The organism is Mesorhizobium sp. WSM4844, from assembly GCF_055811775.1.
On sequence record NZ_JBVVQB010000002.1, the window covers coordinates 78,744 to 104,081 of the forward strand.

A 25,338-nucleotide genomic window follows, 5' to 3' on the forward strand; every position below is an offset into this window, starting at 1 on the left:
CGGACGCTGACGGAAGGGGAACTGCGCCATGATTAACGCGAAAATGCTGCAGCGCAAACAAAATCGGGCGACGGCCATTAAACCGATTTAAATCCGCTCATTGGGTAGAGCGCCGCGCCTTCCCTCGAATGCGCAAAGGTGCCCCGAGGAAAGGTAAAACGGCACACATAAAAATGCCCGGCGCGAGGCGCCGGGCATTCCGAAATTGTCGTCGTCGGCAGGCTTACATCTTCTGGACGTAGGTGTATTTGCCGTCGTCGCCCTTCTTCCATTCGTACATGACGTAACCAGGCAGTGTCGGATCGCCCTTCTCGTCGTAGGAAAGATCGCCCAGCACGGTCTTGAACGGGCCATTGGCCTTGAGAGCCTTGGCAACTTCCATCGGATCGTTCGACTTGGCGGCTGTGGCGGCTCCCACGATCGCCTGCATGGCGGCGTAGGAATAAAGCGTGTAGGCCTCCGGCTCGAAGCCCTGCGCACGGAACTTCTCGACCAGTTCCTTGTTCTCCGGGATCAGACGCGGATCCGGGCCGAACGTGTTCAGCGTGCCCTCGACCGCGTCACCGGCGATTGAGGCCAGTTCGTTCGACACGATGCCGTCGCCGGAAACCAGCGTGGCCTTGAGGCCCTGGTCAGCCACCTGGCGGATGATCAGTCCGGCTTCGGTGTGCAGACCACCCCAATAGATGATGGAAACGCCGGCTTGTTTCATCTTGGCGATCAACGCCGAGAAGTCCTTGTCGCCGATATTGACGCCTTCATACATGACTTCCGTCACGCCGGCAGCGTTCATCGCCTTCTTGGTCTCGTCGGCAAGGCCCTGACCATAGGTCGTCTTGTCGTGGACGACCGCGATCTTGGCATCCTTGAAGTTCTCCGCGAGATAGGCGCCGGCGATGCTGCCCTGCTGGTCGTCGCGTCCGCAGGTACGGAACGTGTTCCACAGGCCGCGCTCGGTGAACTGCGGGTTGGTCGCGGCCGGCGTGATCTCGAGGATACCGTTCTCCGCGTAGACTTCCGATGCCGGGATCGAAACGCCCGAGTTGAAGTGGCCGACCACGAACTTGACGCCGTCGCCGACGAACTTGTTGGCGACCGAAATGCCCTGCTTCGGATCGGAGACGTCGTCACCGACCGTGAGCTTGACCTGCTCGCCGTTGATGCCGCCGGCCGCATTGATGTCGGCGACAGCCTGTTCGGCGCCCTTCTGCAACTGCGCGCCGAAGGCGGCATTCGGGCCGGTGATCGGACCGGCAACGCCGATCAGGACGTCAGCCCACGCGCTTCCGCTGAACGCGACGAGCGCGGTCAGGGCGACGGCGGACAAAAGTGATTTTCTCATGTAAAACGCTCCCATTTACAGAGTGGGCGTGGATGATGCTTTCATGCGATGCCCACCTTTACTCGCAGAAAGCGTACTTTGCCGATTTTCAGGCACTTGTCACGCCGATTCATCCGCGAAAAGGCGTTAATGATGAACGTCAACCTTTTGGTTTCCAACTCAAAAGCGATGCTCTTTCGTAGAGCCAGCTATACTGTGTCACCATCTGGTTGGTGCGCGTGTATTGATAGCCGATGAAGCCCAATATCATCAGGACGATGGTGTCGACGATGTAGTAGTGCAGCGAAAACATCGTGCCGCCGAACAGCGCGTGATGGATGAACCTTACGGCTATACCGAGGCCGAGCAAATAGGCGAACAATTGGACGACGCTGCGCCATGTCTGGGCGCAGGCCTTGCCCGTCATCCACGCCGCCCAGCCGCCAAGCAGGCAGGTGACGAAGAAGAACTGCCAGACCGAGGGTTCCTCATAGAGAATGCCCTGCATAATGAAGACTCCTGAACTCAGTGATGGCCGCCTTCGAGATAGGCGGCGCGCACGTCCGGATCGGCGAGCAGCTCCTTGCCGGTGCCGCTCATCGTCACGTTGCCGTTGACCATGACATAGCCGCGCGTGGCGAGCTTCAGCGCGCCGAAGGCGTTCTGCTCGACCAGGAACACGGTCAGCCCCTGCGTGCGGTTCAACTCTCGGATGGCGTCGAAGATCTGCTTGACGATCAGCGGCGCCAGGCCCAGCGACGGCTCGTCGAGCAAGAGCAGTTTCGGCCGCGCCATCAGCGCACGTCCGATCGAAAGCATCTGCTGCTCGCCGCCCGACAGCGTGCCGCCGCGCTGGGCAATGCGTTCCTTCAGGCGTGGAAACAGCGTGAACACCTTCTCGACGTCCTCGTCGTAGTGCTTGAGGTCGTCGAGGCTGGCGCCCATCTGCAGGTTTTCCATCACCGTCATGCGCGGGAAGATGCGCCGGCCCTCCGGAGACTGGGCGATGCGCATGCGCGCGATCTCATGGGTCGGCAACTGGGTGATGTCGGTGCCGGCGAAGGTGATGGTGCCCGCCCGCGCCCGTGGTGCACCAAAAATGGTCATCATCAGCGTCGACTTGCCGGCGCCATTGGCGCCGATCAGCGCCACGATCTCGCCCTGCTTGACGGTGACATCGACGCCGTTCAGCGCCCTGATGTTGCCGTAGTAGGTCTGGACGCCCTTGATGTCGAGCAGCGTTGTGCCGGCCATCATTCATTCCCTCCGCCCCGGTTGGAGTCGCCCGGTGTCTTGGGCTTTGCCGGAGCCTTGGCGGCCGGCTTTGTCGCGGAAGGTTTCTCCGTCGGTTTGGCTTCGGCCGGCGATGCGGGCCTTGCCGCCGCGCCCGACCTTGCATCGACCTGCCCGGCTTTCGACGCGCCCTTCGACACCGTGACGCGTTCGCCCTCACTGTGTCCGACGGTGTCGATCACTGGCCCGGCGAAATACGAGGACGACGAGTCCGGACCGTGCGTCGAATCCGGGCCGGTGTCGAGTTGCTCGATGACGTCTTCGTCGCCGACCTCGATCAGCACCGTCTCGACGTCCTCGTCTTCGACGCCAAGATAGGCGGCGATGACACGCGGGTCGGTGCGCACCGCATGCGGACTGCCGTCCGAGATCTTGCGCCCGTATTCGAGCACCACGACATGGTCGGAAATCTGCATGACCACCGCCATGTCGTGCTCGATCAGCAGGATCGAGGTGCCGGTGTTGTCCTTGATGTCCATAAGGAGCGCGTTGAGCGCCATTGATTCCTTCGGATTGAGCCCTGCCGCCGGTTCGTCGAGGCAGAGCAGTTCCGGACCCGTGCACATGGCCCGCGCGATCTCCAGGCGCCGCTGCGCGCCGTAGGGCAAGTCGCCGGCCGGATCGTCGGCTCGATCGACGAGGTCGGCCTTTTCCAGCCAGTGCTTGGCGAGATCGATCGACTCGGCCGACGCCGTCCGGTAGCCGCTGAAGCCAAACAGGCCGAGGACAGTGTAGCCGGACGCCTTCATCAGCTTGTTGTGCTGCGCCACCAGCAGGTTCTCCAGCAGCGTCATGCCGGAAAACAGGCGGATGTTCTGGAAGGTGCGCGCCACCTTGGCTCGCGCCGGAATCTCATGGTTCGGCAGCCGTTCGAGCAGATAGCTCGAGCCGTCGCGCCGGTTGAGCGTGAGCATGCCCTCAGACGGCTTGTAGAAGCCGGTGATGCAGTTGAACACGGTTGTCTTGCCGGCGCCGTTCGGCCCGATCAGCGCGGTGATCTCGCCGCGCCTGGCCTGGAAGGACAGGTCGCCGATGGCGACCAGACCGCCGAACTTCATCGACAGATGTTCGACCTGCAGGATGGCATCGTTCACGGATGGGTTCGCATCGCTCATCAGCCGTGGCCCTCCTTGGTGAAGGAGCCGGATACAGCCCTGCTCTCCTTGAGAAAGGCTGTCGGTTCACGACTGCCGACGAAGCCGCGCGGCTTCCACAACATGACGATGACCATGGCCATGCCGAACAGCAGCATGCGGTAGAGTTCCGGCGTGAAGTCGGGACCGAAGACCTGCTTCAGGAAATCGAGTTCGCGCAGCACCTCGGTGCCACCGATCATCACCATGGCAGCGACGGCGATGCCGACCAGCGAACCCATCCCGCCGAGCACGACGATGGCGAGGATGATGGCCGATTCCAGGAAGATGAAGGATTCGGGGCTGACGAAACCTTGCCGCGCGGCGAAGAACGAGCCGGCGAAGCCGCCGAACATGGCGCCGGTGGCAAAGGCGGTGAGCTTGGTGGTGGTGGTGTTGATGCCGAGCGAGCGGCAGGCGATCTCGTCCTCGCGCAGCGCTTCCCAGGCGCGGCCGACGGGCATGCGCCTGAGCCTTATGGTGACGAAGGCGGTGAGCAGGCAGAGCCCGAGGATCAGGTAGTAGAGGAAGATTTTGTAATAGGCGCTCGACGTGGCGATGTCCAAGACCTTGGCGATATAGTTCGGATCCGAGACGTTGAACGACATCAGTCCGAAAAACGTGACCTTGGGAATGCCGGAGATACCGGCCGAGCCGTTGGTAACCTCACGCCAATTGATCAGCACGAGACGAATGATCTCGCCGAAGGCCAGCGTCACGATCGCCAGATAGTCGCCACGCAGGCGCAGCACCGGAAAGCCGAGCAGCACCCCCCAAAAGGCGGCCATGGCGCCGGCGGCAGGCAGCAGGATCCAGAACGACAGGCCGTATTGCGTGCCGAGCAGCGCATAGGCATAGGCGCCGACGGCATAGAAGGCGACATAACCAAGGTCGAGCAGGCCGGCGAGGCCAACGACGATGTTCAGCCCCCAGGCCAGCATGACATAGATCAGGATCTGAATGCCGTAATTGTCGACCCATTTCAGAGAACCCTGGAACCCGGCGGCCACCGATCCTCCATACACAGCAAGCACCAGCACAACGATGATTGGGTAGAGCGCCAGTGCGGTTATGCCCAATGCCGAGAAATGGGCATGGATGAAGGTGCGGAAATAAAACATCACCGAGGCGAGGGCGTAGATGGTCGCCAGCGCTCTCAGGAACCGTGCATAACCGGCCAGGCCGGGGCCCAGCAATCCGTCAAGGGAGCCGGCAAGGAAAACCAGCACGGCCACTATGACGATGGCAGCGATGAAATACGGCAGGCGGAAGAACCGCGCCGCCATGCTCTGCGGTAGCAGGCCGGTGGCGACGTCGACGATCTTCTGATTTGCCAGGAAAGGCTGTCCGTAGGCGACATAGAGAAAACGGCCAGCCATGGTCAGCACGACCACGACTGCAAGAAGCCACCAGCGCTGTACAAGTATCAGCTCGTTGGAGATGTTCTGATCGGTCCTCAGGCCGATGAACAGCACGAACAGGCCGAGCGCGATGGCGCCGGCATAAAGCGCTTCGCGGGTAGCGCGCTGCATGGGAGTGGCGACGATGTCGCGCTCCGGAGACGTGGTGACCGCCATGAACTCAGACCTTTTCGACTTCTGGCCGGCCGAGAATGCCGGAAGGCAGGAAGATCAGCACGATCGCCAGGATGGAGAAGGCCGCGACGTCCTTGTAGTCGATCGAGAAATAAGCCGACCACATGCTTTCGATGAAGCCGATCATAAGCCCGCCGAGCACGGCGCCGGGCAACGAGCCGATGCCGCCGAGCACGGCCGCGGTGAACGCCTTCACGCCGGGCGTGAAACCGTCGGAGAAGGCGATGACGCCATAATACATCAGGAACAGCGTGCCGGCGACGGCGGCAAGGGCCGCACCCATGACGAAGGTGATCGAGATGGTACGGTCGACGTCGATGCCGAGCAACGCCGCCATCTTGCGATCCTGCTCGCAAGCCCTTTGGGCTCGACCCAGCGAGGTCTTGTTGACCAGGTACCAGAACAGCGCCAGCAGCAGCGCGGTGACGATGACGATGACGATTTGCTTCAGCGACACGCTGACGCCCTCGATATTATAGACCTTGGACACCATCGGCGGGATCGGCTTGTTGCGCGGCCCCTGCGTCACCTGGACGAAGTTCGACAGCGCGATCGACATGCCGATCGCGGTGATCAGCGGCGCCAGCCGGAACGACCCGCGCAACGGCCGGTAGGCTACCTTTTCGATCGTCCAGTTGTACAGGCTGGTCAACAGCATCGCGACGATCATCATGACCAGCAGCGCGATCACCACCGGCACCGAATAGAACATCGCGCCGAGGATGAGGAAAACGATGAGGGCGGCGAAGGCGCCGACCATGAAGATGTCGCCATGGGCGAAATTGATCATGCCGATGATGCCGTAGACCATCGTGTAGCCGATCGCGATCAGTCCATAGATCGATCCCAGCGTCAGCCCATTGATAAGCTGCTGGACAAAATACTGCATGCTGTCGTGGCTCCCCTGGAATGTCGCCCATGCAGACGCATTCCTTTTCGTATTTCCCCTAGTCGTAAAGTTTCGAGCCCGGATTGCAACGTCATTCTTTAATCGGCATGCGTGATTTTGAAGCACGCAATCGGATTGCCCGTTCTTCCCTTCCCGGCCTCTGGACTATCGCCGACCCTATCATTGGCCTAACGCAATGTCTTTGGCGATTCGTCGTCAAACTGCACGATGCTTCGAAGGAATCGCCGTAAAAATAAGTTGATGAGCGGGATCGTTGCGCCGTCTGGGCAATCGATCCTTGCATTCTGTTCGATTCCCCTGCGTCAGGATTCTCTCTATTTGACGACGAATCCGTGCGCGAACGGATCGCGATCGTCGATGAAGATCGTGTTCAATCCGGTCATGCGCGCCCAGCCGCCGATCGAGGGGATGATCGCCGGCTTGCCCGCCACCGTGACTTCCTTCTCGACCCTGCCCTTGAACAGCGAGCCGATGATCGATTCGTGGACGAATTCGTCGCCGGTCCCAAGCTTGCCCTTGGCGTGAAGCTGCGCCATCCGCGCCGAGGTGCCGGTGCCGCAAGGCGAGCGGTCGATCGCCTTGTCGCCGTAGAAGACGGCGTTGCGCGCATCAGCCTGGCTGTCGGTCGGCGCGCCCGTCCACAGTATGTGCGACAGCCGGCCGATGCCGGGATTCTCGGGATGCACGAAGGCGTATTTTTCGTTGAGCCGCTGCCGCACCACCGGGCTCCAGGCGATGAGGTCGCCGGCAGAGTGGTCGGCCATGTCGCGAAAGGTCTTCTGCGGCTCGACGATGGCGTAGAAATTGCCGCCATAGGCGACATCGACTCTGATCTCGCCGAGCTGCGGACATTCGACAGTCAGACCCTCCGCATGGAGGAAGGACGGCACGTTGGTGATGCGCACCTCCTCGACATAGTCGCCGACCTGCCTGTACTCGGCGGTGACCAGGCCGGCCGGCGTGTCCAGCCTGAGCAAGCCCGGTGTCTTCGGCTTGACCAGCCCGTGCTCGATGGCCATCGTCACCGTGCCGATGGTGCCGTGACCGCACATTGGCAAGCAGCCCGAGGTTTCGATGAACAGGATGGCGATGTCGCAATCGGGCCGCGTCGGAGGATAGAGGATCGAGCCGGACATCAAATCATGGCCGCGCGGCTCGAACATCAGCCCTGTTCGGATCCAGTCATATTCGGCCAGGAAATGCGCGCGCCGCTCCATCATCGTCGCGCCGTTGAGCTGCGGTCCGCCCCCGGCGACCAGCCGCACCGGATTGCCGCAGGTGTGACCGTCGATGCAGAAGAAGGAGTGGCGCGCCATTTCTAGATCCCGTCAGAAGCGGTTCGGAGAAAACGGAGACAGATCAAACACCGGATTTTGGCCGAGAATGAGATCGCGAACCAGGCGTCCGGTGGCAGCCGCCTGGGTGAGGCCGAGATGGCCGTGGCCGAAGGCATAGACTATCGTGCCGGCCCGCCTGGCGCCACCGATCACCGGCAGCGAATCCGGCAGCGATGGCCGCAATCCCATCCATTCGCGGCCGCCGGCCGGGTCAAGCCCCGGCAGGAATTTCTGTGCCTTGTCGAGCAGCGCTTTCGAGCGGGCGTAGTTGGGCGGCCGCTCGATGCCGCCGAGCTCGACCGCGCCGCCGACGCGCACGCCGGTTTCAAGCGGCGTGACGACGAAGCCGTGGCCGGAGAAGATCAGTTGCCGCTTCACGTCGAAGGCGGTCTTCGGCAGCGTCGTGTTGTAGCCGCGCTCGGTCTCGAGCGGGATGCGGTCGCCGATATGTTTCGCCAGGAGATGCGACCAGGCGCCGGCGGCGATGACGAGGCATTTTGCCTGCCGCACCGTGCCGTCGGCCAGCGTCAATGTCGCGCCGTCCTGTCCCGCCCCGACGTGGTCGATCCGAGCCTTTTCGAAACGCGCGCCCTTGGTTTCGGCATAGGCCCAGATCGCTTTGCCCAATAATTTCGGATCCGTAACGGTCTTCCATCCCGGCACGAAAGTGCCCTTGACGAATCGCGGCGACAGGCCCGGCTGCAAGGCGGCGAGCGCATCGCCCTCGACATGGCTGAAGCCGATGCCGAAGCGTTGCCTCGCCGCCCAGCCGGGCAGCGACGCCTTGTATTCGGCCTCGCTCTCGTAAAGTTCGAGCGAGCCGTCCTCGCGCAGCATATTTTCGGTGCCTGAGCGCGCCATCAGCCCGGCCCATTCGGCCTCGGCGAGCCGCATCATCGCGGCCTGCGCCGCGAGGCTGGCCTCGTAGCGGCCGCTTTGCCCGGCGCGCCAGAAGCGAACAAGCCAGGGCAGCAGCTTCGGCAGGTAGGCGGGCGGGATGCTGAGCGGGCCGAGCGGATCGGCAAGCCATTTCGGCAGATGCCTGATCATGCCCTTGTGGGCCAGCGGCAGCACATCGGAAAAGGCCAGGGCGGCGGCATTGCCGGAACTCGTTTCCTCGCAGATCCCCGTCCGATCGAAGATCGTGACGTTTCGCCCCGCCTCGGCCAGATAGGTGGCGACACAGATGCCGATGATGCCGCCGCCGACAATGGCGATGTCGACCGTCTGGTTTGGCGCCGCCACTATTGGATTTCTCCAGGACTGAGGGACTTTGTCATCAATGGGTTTTTCCGGTCGGACTGAACGGCCACCCAGCCGAGGCTTTGATAGAACCCCTCTGCCTCCTTAGCGGCATTGACTTCAAGCCGCTCCAAACCAACGTGGCGGGCATAGCTCTCGACTTCCTGCATGAGAATCCGGCCTAGGCCACGCCGCTGCAGATTCGGTTTGATGGCAACAAGCCTGACAACGCCGAGGCGCGGACCAGCAACGTCTAGTCTGGCAGTGCCTACCGGCTTGCCATCGTGCATGAGGAGCAGTGGGTGATTGCTCGTAAGACGGTCGTCGGGATGCTGTTCGTCATATCCATCCAGGCCCCGGTTCTCCCAAAGAACCCGCTTACGAATACGGTGATATGCCGCCCAATCTCCATCGCTTTCGACACGTTTGAGACGGATCCGAGACGGCATAAGACCTTCCTCAAAACCTCGGCAGCTCCGGCCGCGCCGCCAGCGCATCCCGGACGATCTTCTCGACCATCTTGCGGCGCTCGCCCGACAGCGGCTGGCGCGGCATGCGCACGCGGTCGTTGGTGTTGATCGCCAGGACTTCGGCGAGCTTGATGTTCTGCACCAGATAGGTCGACACGTCGAGGTCGAGCAGCGGCCGGAACCAGCGGTAGATTGTCAGCGCCTCCTCGCGGCGGCCCTGCTTCATCAACTGGTAAATCGCGACCGTTTCGCGCGGAAACGCGGTGACCAGCCCGGCCACCCAGCCGATGGCGCCGACCGACAGCGCCTCGAACGCCAGATTGTCGACGCCGGTGAACAAATCATAGCGGTCGCCGAAGCGGTTGATGATTTCGGTCGAGCGGCGGATGTCGTCGGAGGATTCCTTGATGGCGACGAAGCGCTTGTCCTTCGCCAGTTCCTCCATCTGATCGACGGTGACGTCGACGCGGTAGGCAAGCCGGTTGGAGTAGATCATCACCGGCAGGTCGCCGGCCTCGGCGACGGCGCGCAGTGCGGCAACCGTCTCCTCCGCATTGGTGTGATAGATCGGGCTCGGCACCACCATCAGCCCGTTGGCGCCCTCTCTGGCGGCGCGGCGCGCGATCGCCGCCGCCTCGCGGGTGCCGGCTTCGTTAACCGTCAGCAGAACCGGCTTGCCGCCGGCGATCTTCTGCGCGGTCTTCAGCACGTCGATCTTCTCGTCATGCGAGAGCATCGGCCCCTCGCCGAGCGAGCCGCAGACAATGATGCCGTCGCAGCCAGCCTCCATCTGCAGCGCAAAGCAGCGCTCCATCTCGGCATGGTCGAGGCGGTCGTCCTCAGTGAATTTGGTCGTGACGGCGGGGAGAACTCCTGTCCACATAGCGGTGCTCCATCTGATATATCAGTCGTATATTTATTAGGAAACGGACTGTCAACACGGATTTCGGTATGATATACCAAAAATATATCAGGAGCTCGCCTTTGATATTCAATGAAACAAGCCCCGCATTCGAGCCAGTGGCGGCGAAAGCCTACCGCGTGCTCGAGCACATGATCGTGACGCTCGAACTGGCGCCTGCAAGCTTCATCACCGAAGGCGCGCTGATCGACAGGCTGGGGCTCGGCCGCACGCCGGTGCGCGAGGCGATCCAGCGGCTGGCGTGGGAGGGACTGCTGGATGTCCGGCCGCGTGCCGGCATCGCCATTGCCCCGCTGCATCCCGGCGACTGGTTGCGCGTTCTCGATGCGCGGCGTGGCGTCGAGGTGGTTCTTGCCCGCTCGGCCGCCCGCTTCGTCACCCGCGAGGCCGCCGACCTGTTTCACGACGCGGCACTGGCCATGCAGAGGGCGGTGATATCGGGCAATGTGCTGGCCTTCATTCAGGCCGACAAGGCGCTCGACGAGGCGCTGGCGCTGGCGGCCGACAATCCCTTCGCCGCGCGGCTGGCAGCTCCCTTGCAGACCCACAGCCGCCGCTTCTGGTTCCGCTACAAGGCCGATACCGGGCTTGCCGAATCGGCCGAGCACCATGTCGCGCTGATCCGCTCGATCCTCGACGGCGACGAGGACGCCGCCGCCAAGGATGCCAAGCGCCTGATGGCGCTGCTGCGCGGCCATGCCGCGGCGGCTGCCACGCGCTAGAGATCGGCATCAAGCTTCGGCAGGCTCTTTGAGTTCCGCCCACAGGCGCTGAGCATCGCTCAATTCGTCATGCGTCCTGGTCGGTCGGGACCACCACGTTTTCCCAATGTTCGCCGGCCGCGACAATGCAGCTTCTGCCGGCGACGTCGGTGACGATGATCGTCCAGCTTCCGCTGTCGGCGACATAGACTTCCATAATCGCCATCTGACCGATCAGCCCGAAAGCAAACTGTCTTTCCTGGAACTGCTCGCTCAGGTGGGCGACGAGATCGCGATGTTCAACGCAGTATTGATATTGGGCGCTTGCGGCGTTGGTACCCACCGCCAATGCGCCAGCAAGAATGAGGGTTTTCAACCCAACCAACAGCGATTTGCGCGCCATAGGGCATCTCCTTTGCCATCACGTCCGGCAAAGGAAGAGCCCTCATTTTGCCGGAACGATCCAGGCCGGTCCCGACGTCATCATCATCGCGTCGTTCCTTTCCGTGTTCCGGTCTGTCATCAGCGGGGACGAATCAAAATGTTCCCACTATGTTCCATATATGGTGTCGGCAACAAAAAAGCGCAAGCAGGCGCCCGCTGGGGCGCCTGTGGATCCGTTTCATGGTCGTCGCCGAGAACCGCGGCCTGCGCGCGCGCGGCTATGCTAAGGCGGCTGCCGCCCGCTAGGCGGCTCAGGTCCCTGGCAGCGCCGCTGTCTTCACAGCGCTCTCCCAGCCTTCACCCACCGAAACCACGCAGCTTTGACCGCGTGTGTCGCTGGCGAGGATGGTCCAGGTGCCCTGATCGGAAACGAAGACTTCAACAATCACATTCGGATTGACGACGCCGATCGCGGTTGGATTTTCCCGGAACTTCTCGCCGAGCGCCCTGATCATGTCGGCTCGTGGCGCGCATTGTTCGGCTGCTGTTGCCGGGGCCGCGGAAAACGCGGCGGCCGCCGCGCCAAGTATCGACACCATGAGACGTGTCATCTCACACCTCCTTGCGCCGGCCGTACCCCCCGAAGCTGTCGCCAGCGCCGTTGGTCGATCTGCCGCGTCTCCTTTGCGGCAGGATTGCAAGTTAAGGCTTCTGCTGTCCGCCTGGTTCCATCACATTAGCGTTCAGGCATACACGCGGCCGCGACCAGTCGGCAAAAAGGCCCGGTCTCTGGCCGGGCCTTTTTCGTCTTCAATCATAAAATCTGGAGCTGTTTGTCGACTGGCTAATTCATCGTCGGGATGACGAACTCGGCGCCGTCCTTCACGCCTGCCCGCGCGCCCGCAGCCGAAGGCGAGGACGCGCAGGACAAGCAACCGTCCGGCTAATTCATCGTCGGGATGACGAATTCGGCGCCGTCCTTCACGCCGGACGGCCAGCGCGAGGTCACCGTCTTGGTCTTGGTGTAGAACCGGAATGCGTCCGGTCCGTGCTGGTTGAGGTCGCCGAAGGAAGACGCTTTCCAGCCGCCGAACGTATAGTAGGCGATCGGCACCGGGATCGGCACGTTGATACCGACCATGCCGACCTGGACCCTCGAGGCGAAATCGCGGGCGGCATCGCCGTCGCGGGTGAAGATGGCGACGCCGTTGCCCATTTCGTGATCGTTGGCGAGCTTGATCGCGTTCTCGTAGGTCGGCGCACGCACTACCGAGAGCACCGGCCCAAAAATCTCTTCCTTGTAGATGCGCATATCGGCGGTCACGTTGTCGAACAGGCAGCCGCCCATATAGTAGCCGTTCTCATAGCCCTGCATGGAAAAGCCGCGCCCGTCGACGACCAGCTTGGCGCCTTCCCTGACGCCGATGTCGACATAGCCCTTGACCCGCTCCAGCGCCTGCGCCGTCACCAGCGGGCCGAAATCGGCGGACGAATCCGTCGATGGGCCGACCTTCAGGCTTTCGACGCGCGGCACCAGCTTTTCCATCAGCCGATTGGCGGTATCGTTGCCGACCGGGACAGCCACCGAGATCGCCATGCAGCGCTCGCCGGCAGAGCCGTAGCCGGCGCCGATCAGCGCGTCGACGGTCTGGTCCATGTCGGCGTCGGGCATGATGATCATGTGGTTCTTGGCGCCGCCGAAGCACTGCACGCGCTTGCCGGCCGCGCAGCCGCGCGAATAGATGTACTGGGCGATCGGCGTCGAGCCGACGAAGCCGATGGCCTTGATATCGGGATCGTCGAGGATGGCGTCGACCGCCTCCTTGTCGCCGTTGACGACGTTGAGAATGCCCGCCGGCAGGCCGGCCTCGATGAACAGTTCGGCGATGCGCATCGGCACGCCCGGGTCGCGCTCCGAAGGCTTCAGGATGAAGGCGTTGCCGCAAGCGATAGCCGGCGCGATCTTCCACAACGGGATCATCGCCGGAAAATTGAACGGCGTGATGCCGGCAACGACGCCGAGCGGCTGGCGCATCGAATAGACGTCGATGCCGGGGCCGGCGCCGTCGGTGAACTCGCCCTTCATCATGTGCGGCGCGCCGATGCAGACCTCGACCACTTCCAGGCCGCGCTGGATGTCGCCCTTGGCGTCAGCGATGGTCTTGCCGTGCTCGCGCGCCAGAATGTCGGCCAGCGCATCATATTCCCGGGCGACCAATTCGAGGAATTTCATCAGGACGCGCACGCGCCGCTGCGGATTGGTCGCCGCCCAGCCGGGCTGCGCCGCCTTGGCGTTCTCCACGGCTGCGCGCAGCTCCGCCTGCGAAGCCAGCGCCACGGTGCCGCGCACCGTGCCGTCCATCGGCTGCATGACGTCCTGCTTGCGGCCGCTGGTCCCGGCGACACGCTTGCCGCCGATGAAATGACCGTAGTCGATCATGGTTTTCTCTCCCTGTATTTGTGATGCGGCATTGTCCGCCTTTGCGCCGCCGATGGCAACGTGAGCGGAAACGCAACCGTTGTGCAGAAAATAGAGTGCGAGCGACGCCTGTGCATCAATTGCCGCAAATGATAGGGTGCAGGTCCTAGCGGCAAGGATTGAGAAATTGAGTTCCTTCGCGCCCCCCTCTGTCCTGCCCTCCTTGCCAAAACGTGGCATCTCCCCCTCTAGGGGGGAGATTGCGCCGTCATCTTTGCCTTCGCCAAACATCGACGCTGTTAAGGAAGAGCTGTCAGCGGAGCTGCCAATCTCCCCAGATGTCCGGCAGGACAGAGGGGGGTGCCACGGAACGCAACGTCGACGATTGTCATCCGGACCCTCCTCATGAACTGGGATGACGTCCGCATCTTTCTTGCGGTGGCGCGTGCCGGCCAGATACTTGGCGCGGCCAAGCGGCTGGAGCTGAACCACGCCACTGTCTCGCGCCGCGTCGCCGCGCTCGAGGATGCGCTGCGCACAAAACTCTTTCGCCGGCTGACCACCGGCAGCGAGTTGACGCCGGCGGGCGAGCGTTTCCTCGACATCGCCGAGCGCATGGAAGGCGACATGATCGCCGCGCGCGCGACCGTGGCGGGCGAAGGCGACGACGTCTCCGGCACCGTGCGCATCGGCGCCCCTGATGGTTTCGGCGTTGCCTTCCTGGCCAAACGACTCGGCGCACTGACGGCGCTTCACCGCGAACTCACCATCCAGCTGGTGCCGGTGCCGCGTTCCTTCTCGTTGTCAAGGCGCGAGGCCGACATCGCCATCACCGTGGAGCGACCGACCGAAGGCAGGCTGGTGGCGGGAAAGCTGGTCGATTACACGCTCGGCCTGTTCGCGTCCCGCGCCTATGCCGACGCGCATGGCCTGCCGCAGACGCCGGCCGAGCTTGGCCGGCACACGCTGATCGGCTATGTGCCGGACCTCATCGTCAGCCCCTCGCTCGACTATGCGGCCGAGTTCAGTGCCGACTGGCGCACGAGCTTCGCCATCTCCTCGGCGCTCGGCCAAGCCGAAGCGGTGCGCTCCGGCGCCGGCATCGGCATCCTGCACACTTTTGTCGCCCACTCGATGCCGGAACTGGTGGCCGTCGACATCGTCGCGCCCATTCGCCGCGCCTACTGGCTGGTCTATCACGAATCGGTCAGGCCGCTGCGCCGCGTCCAGATCGTCGCGAGCTTCATCACCAGGGCGGTGGAACGGGAGCGGAGCCTGTTCGTCTGACGATATTTTCTCTGACGCGGCGAGGTGTGCTGGAGACTGATGCCGAGTCACGCGGCAAGTTCCTCCGCTCAAATGCGTGAAGAAGCCTTCCGATCCTACCGCTGGTATCGCTCCGGTCCGAGATCGCGGACATCGATGTCCGGCACCCGGCTGGAAATGATGTCGGCCAAGACCTTGGCCGAGCCGCAGGCCATGGTCCAGCCGAGCGTGCCGTGGCCGGTGTTGAGATAGAGGTTGGAAAACTCGGTGCGGCCGATCAGCGGCGGCCCGTCCGGCGTCATCGGCCGCAACCCGCACCAGAAGGTCGCCGACCGCATGTCGCCGCTGCCTGGAAAAAGGTCGCCGAGCGAATGTTCGAGCGTGCGCCGCCGCGATTCATGCAGCGTCAGGTCAAAGCCGGAAATCTCCGCGGTGCCACCGACGCGGATGCGATCGCCGAGCCTGGTGATCGCCACCTTGTAAGTCTCGTCCATCACCGTCGAGACCGGTGCTGCGGCAGCATCCTTGATCGGCACGGTGATCGAATAACCCTTGACCGGATAGACCGGGATAGGTCGTTTCAGATAGCGCATGAACTTTGCCGAATAGCTGCCCATCGCCATCACATAGGCGTCGGCGGCCTTCCATCCCTTGCTCGTATTGATATTGGCGATCTGGTTGCGCTTGCGCGCGATGCGCCTGATCGACGTATCGTATTCAAAGGTGACGCCGCGCGCTGCGCAGAGCTCTGCCAGACGGTCAGTGAACATCTTGCAGTCACCGGTCTCGTCGCCCGGCAGCCGCAGGCCGCCGACGAACTTTTCACGGATCCCTGCCAAGCCCGGCTCGGCCGCGATGCAGCCGTCGGGATCGAGGATCTCGTAGGGAACGCCATATGTCTTCAGCACCTCGACATCGCCGGTTGTGCCATCGAGCTGCTGTTGCGTGCGAAAAAGCTGCAGCGTTCCCTTGCTGCGCTCGTCATAGGCGATACCGGTCGCCTCGCGCAGCGCTTTCAGCGTGTCGCGGCTGTATTCGGCCAAAGGCACCATGCGCGCCTTGTTCACTGCATAGCGCTCGGCGGTGCAGTTGCGCAGCATCCTGACCAGCCATACCCACATATGTGGATCGAGAGTCGGCCGCACCACCAGAGGCCCATGCTTCATCAGCAGCCATTTGATCGCCTTCAGCGGGACGCCGGGACCGGCCCAGGGCGAGGCGTAGCCTGGCGAGATCTCGCCGGCATTGGCAAAGCTGGTTTCCAGCGCCGGGCCCTTCTGGCGGTCGATCACCGTCACTTCATGGCCGGCCTCGGCCAGGTAATAAGCAGTGGTGACCCCGATGACGCCGCCGCCCAGCACGAAGATCTTCATCGCATAGTTCTCCAGAACGATGTCTTGTCAGCTGGCGGCATCGTGGCTTTCTGTCTGCCGGATTTTGCCGCGTCCGCCAAGTGCCCAAGCATGTCGCCCAAAAGTACGCAGGAGGTTTTGGGACGACGACACATGCCTAAAAAAAAGCCCGCGCGCTATCCATTCAAATAGCGCCGGTGAAAGCGGTGTCCGAGGCTGGTCAGGATTTCATAGCCGATGGTGCCGGCGTGGCCGGCCGCCTGGTCGACCGTCTGCGACGGGCCGATCAGTTCGACGAGGTCGCCCGCCTTCAGCCTGCTGGGCGGCAGGGCCGAAATGTCGAGGACGATCGAATCCATCGACACACGGCCCAGGAACGGCAAGCGCACATTTTCGAACCAGGCGGCCGAGGCCGCACGTCGATGCCAGCCGTCGGCATAGCCAAGCGAGATCGTTGCGGCGATCAGCGAATCGGTGACGTGAACAATATGGCCATAGCCGACGCCGGCTCCCCTCTCGAGGCTGCGCGTCTGGATGATTTTTGCTTGAAGCCGCACCACCGGCAGCATCGGATTTTCCTGCGCTGGCGTCGGATTGATGCCGTAGAGCGCCGCACCGGGCCGGGCAAGGTCGTAGTGAAAGGACTGCCCAAGAAAGATGCCGGAGGAATTTGCGAGCGAGGCCGGCGCCTTTGGCAGCATCCTTCGCAGCCGCTCGAATTCCAGCCGCTGCTGCTCGTTGGCCGGATGTCCGGGCTCGTCGGCGCGCGCGAGATGGCTCATCACGAAGGTGACGTCGATACCGTCGAAAGCCTGCGGGTCGGCAGCGACGGCCTCCACCTCGGCTGCCGCCATGCCGAGCCGCGACATGCCGCTGTCGACCTGGATTGCAGCCCTGAGCTTGCGGCCAGCCCGCTGCGCCGCCACGCGCCAGGCGGCGAGCTGGCCGGCGCTGTTGATGACCGCGCCCAGTCCCGCTGCGACGGCTTCGCTTTCGGCGCCCGGCTGAATGCCGTTCAGCACATGGATCGCCGCCCGTGCGCCGAGCGCCTGGCGCAGCAAGGCACCCTCGGCCAGATGCGCGACGAAAAAAACAGCGCAGCCTTCGGCCGCCAGCGCGGCCGCCACCTGCGGCCCGCCGAGCCCGTAGCCGTCGGCCTTGACGACACCGGCGCAGCCGACACCGCCCAACCGCGCCTTGAGCCGCCGGTAATTTTCGCGGATGGCGCTGAGATCGACGGTCAATATGGCGCCGGCCGCCGCTTCGCTGATCGGCGCGGCTTTGACGGCGACCCTTTCAGAAAGAGATTTTTTGGAAATGCCGTTCATGCCAATCCCGTCTGCAGCGGATTGGCCATCAATAAGGCCACCGCGCCGACGCGGCAACCGTGGTCGGCGCGAGCTCGGCTTGCGCCAAGCTACGCAACCAGGTGCCGGAATGCCGCAACCACATCCTCATAGACCTGACGCTTGAACGGCACGATCAGGTCGGGCAATTCCTCCATTGGCCGCCAGGCCCATCTGTCGAACTCGGCGGTGTGGCCGCCCGGCGGCGGATTGATCTCAATCTCGCTCAAATCGCCGTGAAAGCGGAAGGCGAACCATTTTTGCGTCTGGCCGCGATACTTTCCCTTGAAGGCGACGCCGACCAGATGGGCCGGCAGGTCGTAAAATATCCAGTTCGGCGCCTCATCCAGCAACGAGACGCTGCGCATGCCGGTTTCTTCGTAGAGTTCCCGCTGTGCCGCCTGCAGCGGCTCTTCGCCCTTGTCGATGCCGCCCTGCGGCATCTGCCAGAGCTGCGTCGTGCCGGCGAATTCGCTGTCCGGCTCGGCAATGCGATGCCCGACCCAGACCAGCCCGTCTCCGTTGAGGACCATCGCTCCGACGCAGCGACGATAGGGCAGCGTCTCGGGGTCGACCGGTTTTTTCTTCGCCATGCTCAACCTTTTTCCGGATCCACCGCCACTGCCGAAATCGGCACGATCTCGATGCCGCGCTTCTTGGCCTCGATCACCCAGGACGACACGGTATCGACCGTCAGGTCGAAGGCCGAGCCGATGCCGACGGCAAAGCCTTTCGCCCGCGCGGTGGCTTCCAGTTCGTCCAGCTTCTTCAATATGGCGCCGCGGTCGCGCACGGCGTCGATCGACGTGTCGCCGGCGGCGAACGGCACACCGTTCTTCAACGCCAGTTCGGGCGCCAGGCTGCGTGCCGACGAACCGTCGTCGACATAGGCCAGGCCGCGCCTGCCAAGCTCGGCCATCAGCGGCCCCATCGCCGCCGCATCGGCCGAAAAACGAGCGCCCATATAGTTCATGACGCCGGTGTAATTGGTCGTCCGCGACAGCGCCCAGCGCAAATTCTCCAAATTCTCGCCGGGTGTCGCTACGACCGTCAGCGTGTTGCGGCCAGGATTGACATTCGGATAATCGAACGGTTCGAGCGGCACCTGCATGACGATCTCATGGCCGCTCTGCCGCGCCGCCTGCATCCAGCGGCCGATGCTGTTGCCCTGCGGCGCGAAGCCCAGCGTCACTTCGGCCGGCAGCTTGGCGATCGCCGCCTGCGTGCCGGTCTGTGACACGGCAAGCCCGCCGATGACGATCGCCACGCGCGCACCGCGCGCACCGGACCACGGTCGCGCATAGACATCGAACGGCCGCCTGCCGTCGGCAGCACGAACCGGCAACGGACCGGTTTCGCCGGACTCAACCAGCGCCCTGTCGGGAATATGCGCGATCCTCAGGTTTTGGCCGGTCGTCGAAGGGTCGTGGATGACGATGGCCCCGGGTGGACCGTCGCCCGCTTCGGCCTGCATGTGGATGATCTGCGGCCCGCCCGTCTTCGATCCGTCTGTCTTGGATGTGCTCGCCTTGGGCGCTGCTTCGGCCTTCGGCGCCGGCTCAGTGACCGGCGCTGCGGGTTCGACCACGGCTGTCGCCTTCGGCGTCGAAACGGCGACTTCTTCCGGCTTTCGAAACGGCCTTTCACGCAGCGCAATCGCCCCGGAGACGCCGATCACGGCCAGCACCACGACAGTGGCCGCGACCACGCCAGCGCTGATCCTGCGGGCCGCGCGTGGCGGCCGGACGGCCTGCCCGAGTGGGCGTTCGATGTCACTACCGATGTCAGCCAAGCCGCATCCCCAGCCGCGGTTCCCCCGAATCAAACTGCCGAGGCCTTGCGGCCCCGGCAGCATTACATCGCTTCGATCAGGCAGCCAGACCTGTTGTCCGGCTGATCGACGTTTACTGGTTCAGCACGGCCCCTACTGGTTCAGCACAGCCTTGTCCGGATTCGGCGGGAACGCCGGATCGGTCTTCTCGCCGCGCAGCAACTGCTGGGCGAAGATGAGCTGCAGATCGTCCTTCGGCTCCGGCGGCACATAGGCTGCCGAGCCTGAACCGGCATCGCCCTCCTCGCTGCCCTTGATGTGGCCCTTGAGGTCCGACTCGCCGCGCGTCAGATCCCTGCCTTGCAGGTCCGGCGGCAACGGCTGGTCGACCTTGATGTCGGGCGTGATGCCCTTGCCCTGGATCGACTTGCCGGACGGCGTGTAATAGAGCGCCGTCGTCAGGCGCAGCGCGCCGTTCTCGCCGAGCGGAACGATGGTCTGCACCGAACCCTTGCCGAACGACTGCGTGCCGACGACCGTGGCACGGCGCAAATCCTGCAGCGCGCCGGCGACGATTTCGGACGCACTGGCCGAGCCGCCATTGACGAGCACGACCAGCGGCTTGCCGTCGATATCGTCGCCCGGCCGCGCATCGAAGCGGGTGACGTCCTTCGGATCGCGGCCGCGCGTCGAGACGATCTCGCCACGGTTGAGGAAGGCGTCGGACACGCTCACCGCCTGATCGAGCAGCCCGCCCGGATTGAGGCGCAGATCGAGCACGTAGCCCTTGAGCTTTTCCTTCGGCACCTGCTTCTCGATGGTATCGATGGCGCTCTCGAGATCATCATGGGTCTTTTCGGTGAAGGAGGTGATCTTGATGTAGCCGATGTCGTTCTCGACCCGGAACTTGACCGCCTTGACCTTGATGATGTCGCGCACCACCGTCAGTTCAATCGGCTTGTCGGCGCCCTGACGCAGGATGGTGAGCTTGATCGGCGTGTTGACCAGCCCGCGCATCTTTTCGACCGCATCGTTGAGGCTCAGGCCGCGAACCTCCTCGCCGTCGATCTTGGCAATATAGTCGCCGGCAAGCACGCCCGCCTTGGCAGCCGGCGTATCGTCGATCGGCGTGATCACCTTGACCAGGTCGTTCTCCATGGTGACCTCGATGCCGAGACCGCCGAACTCGCCCTTGGTCTGCACGCGCATGTCCTGCGCCTCTTCGGCGTTCATATAGGAGGAGTGCGGGTCGAGCGAGGTAAGCATGCCGTTGATGGCGTTTTCGACCAGCGACTTGTCGTCGGGCGGCGTCACATATTGCGCCCGCACCCGCTCGAAAATATCACCGAAGATCGCCAGTTGCTTATAGGTCTCGGAGCCCGCAGCGTTCGCCGTCGAGCCGGGCGCGCCATAGACCAGGCTCATCGCGGATGCGCCCATCAGCGCACCGGCAAACAGAAGCGACAGTTTCCGCATCATCTCACGTCCTTCCAGACAAACGGTCCGCCCACCATGGGGTCGGATCGACGGGTTTTCCATCCTTGCGGAACTCAACATAGAGTTCCGGCGTGGCATTTCCATTCTTCGATGCCGAGGTGCTCGCCACCCGGGCCTCTCCCATCGCGCCGACCGGCTCTCCTGCGAGCACCGACTGGCCAGACGCGACGCTGATTCTGCTCATCCCCGCGAGAACGACATGATAGCCGTCTCCTGCGTTCAGGATCAAGAGTTGACCATAAGAGCGAAAAGGTCCTGCATAAAGTACATTTCCGTCCGCCGGCGCGGTGACGATGGCTCCCGATTGTGTCGCAACCATGTCACCGAGCATCACTGCGCCGTTACCGTCGCTGGCCCCGAACCGCCGCTTGATCTTGCCGGTGACCGGCAACGCGATCTGCCCCTGAAGCGCCGAAAACGGCGCCGCGGCGGTGAGCCGGTTGGCTTCCGGCACCGGCAGGGCCGCCAGTTCCGTCTGTTCCGGGGCCTTCTGTGCCGGAGCCGTCTGCGCCGGTGCCTTGTCGGCGCCCGCTGCCTTCTGCTCCGCGGCTTTCTGCTCCGCGGCTTTCTGTTCGGCGGCCTTCTGCTCGGCTGCCTTCGCCGCGTCCGCAGCCTTGCGGGCCTTGTCGGCCTCGAGCGAGGCGATCAGTTCCTTCAGGCTGCCGGCCTTGGCCGCCAGTGCCGCGGATCGCTGCTTTTCCGCCGCCAAGGCCGTTTGCGTCTCGGCTTCGAGCTTCTGCTTGGCTTCGAGCAGCATGCCGAGCCGCTTCTTTTCCGCCGTCTGCTCGGCGACTGCCGCCGTCAGCCGCGCCCGCTCCGCCTCGATCGAGGCCGTCACCCGTGACTGCTCCTTGAGTTCCGCCAGCAATATCTCGGTCTGCTGGCGCAGTTCCGGCACCACGGCGCCGAGCAGGATGGCGCTGCGCACCGACGACAGCGCGTCCTCAGGCTTGACCAGGATGGCCGGCGGCGGATTGAGCCCCATGCGCTGCAGCGCGGCCAGCACCTCGGCCAGAACGTCGCGCCTGGCAGCCAGCGAGGCGCGGATTTTCTGCTCGTCGCCCTTCAGCCCTTCCAGCTTGGCACCGATGTCCTCGATGTCCTGGCCGAGCTTCTGCTCGGTCATCGCCGACTGGATCAGAGCCGCGGTGATCGAGGCATGGTCCTTCTTGACAGTCGCCATGTCGGCGGCGAGCCTGGCCAGCCGCTCCGACGACAGCGTGATCTCCTGCGATATCCGTTCGTATTCGGCGCGGCTCTGGTCCGGGTCAGGCGCCATGTCGAGCCTGCTCTGCGCCCGCGCGGCACCGAGCGACAGCATAAGCACCGCCGCTGCCAAGCCGCAGCCTGCGCGCCAAAAGCCCGTTCGCGATTTCCAACCTTCAGCCATTGAAGCCCGACTCTATGCGTGGCTTCGTTAACGAACAATCAACCATGTTCGAGAGCCCGCCGACCGAAAACAGCCTCGTGACGCATTGAGGCGAAAATCCGGGCGGCTGACGCCAATCCACCGGTTTCGGTTGAACCTGCAACGGCTCACGAGCGATGATAGGGATGACCGGACAGGATTGTAGCCGCCCGGTAAAGCTGCTCGCCCAACATGACACGGACCAGTTGGTGCGGCCATGTCGGCGCACCGAACGACACCATCAGGTCGGCCTGATCGCGCAGCGACTGGTCGTGACCGTCGGCACCGCCGATGGCGATGACCAGCGCCTTGCGGCCGCTATCACGCAGCAGGCCGATGCGCCCGGCGAAATCCTCGGAGGAAAAACTCTTGCCGCGCTCGTCGAGCAGCATCAGCGCGGTGCCAGGCTGCAACTGCGCCTGCAGTTTCTGGCCCTCTTCGCGGCGACGCTCGTTGGCGGTCTGGGCGCGGCCCTCCGGGATCTCGACGACCCCTGAGAATTCGAGCCCGACGGCCGGCCCGCTCTTGGCGAAGCGCTCGAAATATCGGTCGGCGAGCAACTTCTCGGGGCCGGCTTTCATCCGGCCCACGGCATGAACGGTGATTTTCATCCCTGCCTCGAAGAGCCGCTAATGCATGTCACCAAAAGTGGTCACCGTTTTTGGTAAACGACATGCATCAACCGATACGGCTCAGTGGAGGGTCTCTTCCTCGAGGTCCGGCGCCTGCCACATCTTTTCAAGATTGTAGAAGTCGCGGACTTCGGGGCGGAAGACATGGACGATGATGTCGCCCGAATCGATCAGGACCCAGTCGGCGCCGGCCAGTCCCTCGACGCGCGCCGTGCCGAGCCCGGCATCCTTGAGCGCCTTGAGGAGATGATCGGCGACAGCCGAGACATGACGGTGCGATCGGCCGGACGCGATGACCATATAGTCACCGAGGCTCGATTTTCCCTGAATGTCGATTGAGACGATGTTTTCGGCCTTGGAGTCTTCCAGACTGGCAAGGACTGTCTTGATGGCGCGGGACACGGCGTCGTTTACGCTGATCCCGGCCGGCGAAGGCACGATGTCGGCCTTCTTCCAAAGTGCTGTTCTCAGTGTATTTCCTTTCGCAGCAAGAACAACCAAATCACCCTTCAAAGCAGGTGACACCCTTAGATAGGCAGAGTTGCGTTGCAGTTTCAAGACGGCAACCCTACCGTAGCCAACGAAGAACCGTTCTTCCGGTTCCGCAGTTGAAGAAAAATCGGAACTCTTGCCGCCTGGCGAGGGTTATCGGCGCATTGACCAATCGGATCCCCCTCATGCCTGTCGACCCTCAGAACGCTCTCCTCACCGTGCAGTCCGGCCTTGCGCAGCTCAGCGCTCTGATCGTCTCGTACTCGTTCTCGGCCATCGGCGCCGTCATCCTGCTGGTCCTCGGCTATATCGTCGCCGGCCTTGCCCAGCGCTCGATCTACGCCGGCCTCGGCCATATCCATGGCTTCGACACGACGCTGCGCCACTTCTTCTCGCGGATCGTCCGCTACGCCATACTGATCCTCGTCGTCGTCATGGTGCTCGGCCAGTTCGGCGTCCAGACGACCTCGATCATTGCCGCCATTGGCGCCATCGGCCTGGCCATCGGCCTGGCGCTGCAGGGCACGCTGCAGAACATTGCCGCCGGCATCATGCTGCTGGCGCTGCGGCCATTCCGCATCGGCGAATATGTCGAGGTCGGGGTCATTTCCGGGACCATCGAGGAAATCGGACTGTTCGCCACCACGCTGCGAACGGTCGAAGGCGTTTACGTGCTCGCTCCCAATTCGACGCTGTGGAACCAGCCCGTCCGCAATTATACACGCAACGGCGTCCGCCGCGCCGATATCACCCTGACCATCGGCTCGTGGAACGATATCGATCTCGCTCAAAAGACCATGCTGGGCGTCGCCGCCACCGAGCGACGCGTCAGGCGGGAGCCGGCGCCGATTGCCTTTGTGGCGACCGTCGGCGACAGCAACGTCGCCATAACCTTGCGCTACTGGACCTCGGCTGCCGATTTCTTCGCGACCCAGATCGATCTCACCAAACGCGCCAAGCAGGCCTTCGACAGCGAAGGCATTTCTATACCCGCGCCACCACCGGATGCACCGCGGCAGGAAGCCGTCACCAGACAGTGAGACGATCGATTCCCGGCATAGCTATTTATCCGCGCGGCGCTGCTCTTCGGACGGAAAGGCAAGATCGACGGGCAGCGGTGCCTGCGCGCTCATCGGCGCGAAATTGCCGGTCTCGGCGGCGGGAACAGGCGACATCGCCACGACGCGCCACAGCACGAACAGGCAAAAAACGGTGGCAATGACGATGGCCACATGGATGAAGGCCTGGGTCCCGTAGACGGCGGAAAGCCCGGTCACGATGCCGGGCACGATGAAGCCGGACAGCGACCACGCGAACAGCAGCGAACTGGACAGCGCCACCATGTCGTCCTTGCCGGCGCGGTCGGCGGCATGTGCGCTGGCCAGCGAATAGATCGATTCCGACGCGCCGGCCCAGACCACATAGATGACGACCAGCGCCGCCAGCGCACCACCATCGAAGCCCAGCGCGAACAGGCCCGCCACCATGGCAAGCGCCGAAGCGGCGACCAGCACAAAGCGGCGGTCGGTGCGGTCGGAAATCCAGCCGAGCGGGATCTGCAGGATCAATGTGCCGATCGGCATCGCCGACAGCAGCAGTGCCACATCGGCCTGGCTGTAGCCCTTGGCCGTGGCATGGATCGGCGCAAAGCCTGAAATCGTCATCGACAGGCCGCCGACGGCAAGCATGCCGGCGACGCCGACCGGCGAAATCCGCCAGGCCCGGCCAAGCGCCACCGACGCCCCCCGCGGGGGGGGGGGGGGGGGGGGGCGCCGCCCCCCCCCGGGGGGGGGGGAGGGGGCGGGGTAGGGGGTGGCCACCCCCCGCGCGGCCCCGGGCCCGTTTTT

At 63.5% G+C, this 25,338-nt stretch carries 24 protein-coding genes and 1 pseudogene; 3 read left to right on the forward strand and 22 right to left on the reverse strand.

Annotated features, from left to right (window positions below):
* Nucleotides 1-223: 223 nt before the first annotated feature.
* The 10 genes and pseudogenes from AC0L2A_RS02560 to AC0L2A_RS02605 all read right to left on the reverse strand — a co-directional run bounded on the left by AC0L2A_RS02560 (nucleotide 224) and on the right by AC0L2A_RS02605 (nucleotide 10,184).
* Entirely contained in the window at nucleotides 224-1,342 is a 1,119-nt protein-coding gene (locus AC0L2A_RS02560; RefSeq protein ID WP_287240313.1) for a branched-chain amino acid ABC transporter substrate-binding protein, read from the reverse strand.
* 139 nt (nucleotides 1,343-1,481) lie between these two features.
* Nucleotides 1,482-1,829 (reverse strand): DUF6867 family protein, encoded by a 348-nt coding sequence (locus AC0L2A_RS02565; RefSeq protein ID WP_027152865.1) that lies wholly within the window; start codon nucleotides 1,827-1,829, stop codon nucleotides 1,482-1,484.
* Nucleotides 1,830-1,846: 17 nt separating this feature from the next.
* On the reverse strand, nucleotides 1,847-2,575 hold the full coding sequence (locus tag AC0L2A_RS02570) for an ABC transporter ATP-binding protein (RefSeq protein WP_027152864.1): 729 nt from the start codon (nucleotides 2,573-2,575) through the stop codon (nucleotides 1,847-1,849).
* Nucleotides 2,575-3,729 carry an ABC transporter ATP-binding protein gene (locus AC0L2A_RS02575; protein WP_287240310.1) on the reverse strand — a complete coding sequence of 385 codons (1,155 nt, stop codon included), beginning with the start codon at nucleotides 3,727-3,729 and terminating at the stop codon, nucleotides 2,575-2,577. Before AC0L2A_RS02575 ends, AC0L2A_RS02570 begins: the two co-directional genes overlap by 1 nt.
* Nucleotides 3,729-5,222, reverse strand: a pseudogene (gene livM, locus AC0L2A_RS02580) (high-affinity branched-chain amino acid ABC transporter permease LivM); the annotation flags it as partial. The gene AC0L2A_RS02575 and the pseudogene livM, both read right to left, overlap by 1 nt.
* 106 nt (nucleotides 5,223-5,328) lie before the next feature.
* Nucleotides 5,329-6,231, reverse strand: a complete 903-nt coding sequence (locus AC0L2A_RS02585) for a branched-chain amino acid ABC transporter permease (RefSeq protein ID WP_023800038.1) — start codon at nucleotides 6,229-6,231, stop codon at nucleotides 5,329-5,331.
* 335 nt (nucleotides 6,232-6,566) lie between these two features.
* A complete protein-coding gene (locus AC0L2A_RS02590; protein WP_473607373.1) occupies nucleotides 6,567-7,568 on the reverse strand; it encodes a 4-hydroxyproline epimerase in 1,002 nt (333 codons plus the stop codon).
* A gap of 12 nt (nucleotides 7,569-7,580) precedes the next feature.
* On the reverse strand, nucleotides 7,581-8,834 hold the full coding sequence (locus AC0L2A_RS02595; RefSeq protein WP_473607374.1) for an NAD(P)/FAD-dependent oxidoreductase: 1,254 nt from the start codon (nucleotides 8,832-8,834) through the stop codon (nucleotides 7,581-7,583).
* Nucleotides 8,834-9,280 carry a GNAT family N-acetyltransferase gene (locus AC0L2A_RS02600; protein WP_473607375.1) on the reverse strand — a complete coding sequence of 149 codons (447 nt, stop codon included), beginning with the start codon at nucleotides 9,278-9,280 and terminating at the stop codon, nucleotides 8,834-8,836. The genes AC0L2A_RS02595 and AC0L2A_RS02600 overlap by 1 nt, the downstream gene beginning before the upstream one ends.
* Before the next feature lie 10 nt (nucleotides 9,281-9,290).
* Entirely contained in the window at nucleotides 9,291-10,184 is an 894-nt protein-coding gene (locus AC0L2A_RS02605) for a dihydrodipicolinate synthase family protein (protein WP_473607376.1), read from the reverse strand.
* A gap of 68 nt (nucleotides 10,185-10,252) precedes the next feature.
* Between AC0L2A_RS02605 and AC0L2A_RS02610 the strand changes: the two genes are divergently transcribed.
* A complete protein-coding gene (locus AC0L2A_RS02610; RefSeq protein ID WP_084833754.1) occupies nucleotides 10,253-10,945 on the forward strand; it encodes a GntR family transcriptional regulator in 693 nt (230 codons plus the stop codon).
* A gap of 67 nt (nucleotides 10,946-11,012) precedes the next feature.
* Here the strand turns inward: AC0L2A_RS02610 and AC0L2A_RS02615 are convergent, their stop codons facing one another.
* The 3 genes from AC0L2A_RS02615 to AC0L2A_RS02625 form a co-directional block, all read right to left on the reverse strand.
* On the reverse strand, nucleotides 11,013-11,327 hold the full coding sequence (locus tag AC0L2A_RS02615; protein WP_473607377.1) for a hypothetical protein: 315 nt from the start codon (nucleotides 11,325-11,327) through the stop codon (nucleotides 11,013-11,015).
* Between the two features lie 292 nt (nucleotides 11,328-11,619).
* The gene (locus AC0L2A_RS02620) at nucleotides 11,620-11,919 is read right to left on the reverse strand and encodes a hypothetical protein (protein ID WP_473607378.1); all 300 of its coding nucleotides are present in this window, start codon (nucleotides 11,917-11,919) and stop codon (nucleotides 11,620-11,622) included.
* A 332-nt stretch (nucleotides 11,920-12,251) separates the two neighbouring features.
* Entirely contained in the window at nucleotides 12,252-13,748 is a 1,497-nt protein-coding gene (locus tag AC0L2A_RS02625) for a CoA-acylating methylmalonate-semialdehyde dehydrogenase (protein WP_091600217.1), read from the reverse strand.
* Nucleotides 13,749-14,132: 384 nt separating this feature from the next.
* On the opposite strand from AC0L2A_RS02625, the gene AC0L2A_RS02630 reads away from it, so the two are divergent.
* Nucleotides 14,133-15,014, forward strand: a complete 882-nt coding sequence (locus AC0L2A_RS02630; protein ID WP_287224954.1) for a LysR family transcriptional regulator — start codon at nucleotides 14,133-14,135, stop codon at nucleotides 15,012-15,014.
* A gap of 95 nt (nucleotides 15,015-15,109) precedes the next feature.
* On the opposite strand, the gene AC0L2A_RS02635 is transcribed toward AC0L2A_RS02630, so the two are convergent.
* From AC0L2A_RS02635 to rsfS, 8 genes are all read right to left on the reverse strand, one after another.
* Nucleotides 15,110-16,366, reverse strand: coding sequence for a D-amino acid dehydrogenase (locus AC0L2A_RS02635; RefSeq protein ID WP_473607379.1), 1,257 nt, complete (start codon nucleotides 16,364-16,366; stop codon nucleotides 15,110-15,112).
* Nucleotides 16,367-16,521: 155 nt separating this feature from the next.
* Nucleotides 16,522-17,673, reverse strand: a complete 1,152-nt coding sequence (alr, locus tag AC0L2A_RS02640; RefSeq protein ID WP_473607380.1) for an alanine racemase — start codon at nucleotides 17,671-17,673, stop codon at nucleotides 16,522-16,524.
* An 89-nt stretch (nucleotides 17,674-17,762) separates the two neighbouring features.
* Nucleotides 17,763-18,284: an RNA pyrophosphohydrolase gene (locus AC0L2A_RS02645; RefSeq protein WP_128171132.1), complete on the reverse strand. Its 522-nt coding sequence runs from the start codon at nucleotides 18,282-18,284 to the stop codon at nucleotides 17,763-17,765.
* A 2-nt stretch (nucleotides 18,285-18,286) separates the two neighbouring features.
* Complete coding sequence (locus tag AC0L2A_RS02650) at nucleotides 18,287-19,483, reverse strand: divergent polysaccharide deacetylase family protein (protein WP_473607382.1); 1,197 nt, start codon at nucleotides 19,481-19,483, stop codon at nucleotides 18,287-18,289.
* A gap of 132 nt (nucleotides 19,484-19,615) precedes the next feature.
* Nucleotides 19,616-20,941, reverse strand: coding sequence for a S41 family peptidase (locus AC0L2A_RS02655; RefSeq protein ID WP_473513284.1), 1,326 nt, complete (start codon nucleotides 20,939-20,941; stop codon nucleotides 19,616-19,618).
* Nucleotide 20,942: 1 nt separating this feature from the next.
* Nucleotides 20,943-22,349 carry a murein hydrolase activator EnvC family protein gene (locus AC0L2A_RS02660; protein ID WP_128245918.1) on the reverse strand — a complete coding sequence of 469 codons (1,407 nt, stop codon included), beginning with the start codon at nucleotides 22,347-22,349 and terminating at the stop codon, nucleotides 20,943-20,945.
* A gap of 146 nt (nucleotides 22,350-22,495) precedes the next feature.
* Entirely contained in the window at nucleotides 22,496-22,978 is a 483-nt protein-coding gene (gene rlmH / locus AC0L2A_RS02665; RefSeq protein WP_128245917.1) for a 23S rRNA (pseudouridine(1915)-N(3))-methyltransferase RlmH, read from the reverse strand.
* A gap of 81 nt (nucleotides 22,979-23,059) precedes the next feature.
* Entirely contained in the window at nucleotides 23,060-23,437 is a 378-nt protein-coding gene (gene rsfS, locus AC0L2A_RS02670; RefSeq protein WP_023800052.1) for a ribosome silencing factor, read from the reverse strand.
* Nucleotides 23,438-23,676: 239 nt separating this feature from the next.
* Between rsfS and AC0L2A_RS02675 the strand changes: the two genes are divergently transcribed.
* The gene (locus tag AC0L2A_RS02675; RefSeq protein ID WP_473607383.1) at nucleotides 23,677-24,531 is read left to right on the forward strand and encodes a mechanosensitive ion channel family protein; all 855 of its coding nucleotides are present in this window, start codon (nucleotides 23,677-23,679) and stop codon (nucleotides 24,529-24,531) included.
* Between the two features lie 21 nt (nucleotides 24,532-24,552).
* On the opposite strand, the gene AC0L2A_RS02680 is transcribed toward AC0L2A_RS02675, so the two are convergent.
* Nucleotides 24,553-25,338: MFS transporter (locus tag AC0L2A_RS02680; RefSeq protein WP_473607384.1), on the reverse strand; the 786-nt coding region annotated here is incomplete at its 5' end.

What these genes read in the sequence shown, in the direction of transcription:
- AC0L2A_RS02600 (WP_473607375.1), bottom strand. Translation starts at nt 9,280, where the DNA reads ATGCCGTCTCGGATCCGTCTCAAACGTGTCGAAAGCGATGGAGATTGG.
- AC0L2A_RS02610 (WP_084833754.1), top strand. Translation starts at nt 10,253, where the DNA reads ATGATATACCAAAAATATATCAGGAGCTCGCCTTTGATATTCAATGAA.
- AC0L2A_RS02570 (WP_027152864.1), bottom strand. Translation starts at nt 2,575, where the DNA reads ATGGCCGGCACAACGCTGCTCGACATCAAGGGCGTCCAGACCTACTAC.
- AC0L2A_RS02575 (WP_287240310.1), bottom strand. Translation starts at nt 3,729, where the DNA reads ATGAGCGATGCGAACCCATCCGTGAACGATGCCATCCTGCAGGTCGAA.
- AC0L2A_RS02630 (WP_287224954.1), top strand. Translation starts at nt 14,133, where the DNA reads ATGAACTGGGATGACGTCCGCATCTTTCTTGCGGTGGCGCGTGCCGGC.
- AC0L2A_RS02590 (WP_473607373.1), bottom strand. Translation starts at nt 7,568, where the DNA reads ATGGCGCGCCACTCCTTCTTCTGCATCGACGGTCACACCTGCGGCAAT.
- AC0L2A_RS02655 (WP_473513284.1), bottom strand. Translation starts at nt 20,941, where the DNA reads ATGATGCGGAAACTGTCGCTTCTGTTTGCCGGTGCGCTGATGGGCGCA.
- AC0L2A_RS02615 (WP_473607377.1), bottom strand. Translation starts at nt 11,327, where the DNA reads ATGGCGCGCAAATCGCTGTTGGTTGGGTTGAAAACCCTCATTCTTGCT.
- AC0L2A_RS02660 (WP_128245918.1), bottom strand. Translation starts at nt 22,349, where the DNA reads ATGGCTGAAGGTTGGAAATCGCGAACGGGCTTTTGGCGCGCAGGCTGC.
- AC0L2A_RS02645 (WP_128171132.1), bottom strand. Translation starts at nt 18,284, where the DNA reads ATGGCGAAGAAAAAACCGGTCGACCCCGAGACGCTGCCCTATCGTCGC.
- alr (WP_473607380.1), bottom strand. Translation starts at nt 17,673, where the DNA reads ATGAACGGCATTTCCAAAAAATCTCTTTCTGAAAGGGTCGCCGTCAAA.
- AC0L2A_RS02605 (WP_473607376.1), bottom strand. Translation starts at nt 10,184, where the DNA reads ATGTGGACAGGAGTTCTCCCCGCCGTCACGACCAAATTCACTGAGGAC.
- AC0L2A_RS02675 (WP_473607383.1), top strand. Translation starts at nt 23,677, where the DNA reads ATGCCTGTCGACCCTCAGAACGCTCTCCTCACCGTGCAGTCCGGCCTT.
- AC0L2A_RS02565 (WP_027152865.1), bottom strand. Translation starts at nt 1,829, where the DNA reads ATGCAGGGCATTCTCTATGAGGAACCCTCGGTCTGGCAGTTCTTCTTC.
- AC0L2A_RS02560 (WP_287240313.1), bottom strand. Translation starts at nt 1,342, where the DNA reads ATGAGAAAATCACTTTTGTCCGCCGTCGCCCTGACCGCGCTCGTCGCG.
- AC0L2A_RS02625 (WP_091600217.1), bottom strand. Translation starts at nt 13,748, where the DNA reads ATGATCGACTACGGTCATTTCATCGGCGGCAAGCGTGTCGCCGGGACC.
- AC0L2A_RS02585 (WP_023800038.1), bottom strand. Translation starts at nt 6,231, where the DNA reads ATGCAGTATTTTGTCCAGCAGCTTATCAATGGGCTGACGCTGGGATCG.
- AC0L2A_RS02635 (WP_473607379.1), bottom strand. Translation starts at nt 16,366, where the DNA reads ATGAAGATCTTCGTGCTGGGCGGCGGCGTCATCGGGGTCACCACTGCT.
- rlmH (WP_128245917.1), bottom strand. Translation starts at nt 22,978, where the DNA reads ATGAAAATCACCGTTCATGCCGTGGGCCGGATGAAAGCCGGCCCCGAG.
- AC0L2A_RS02620 (WP_473607378.1), bottom strand. Translation starts at nt 11,919, where the DNA reads ATGACACGTCTCATGGTGTCGATACTTGGCGCGGCGGCCGCCGCGTTT.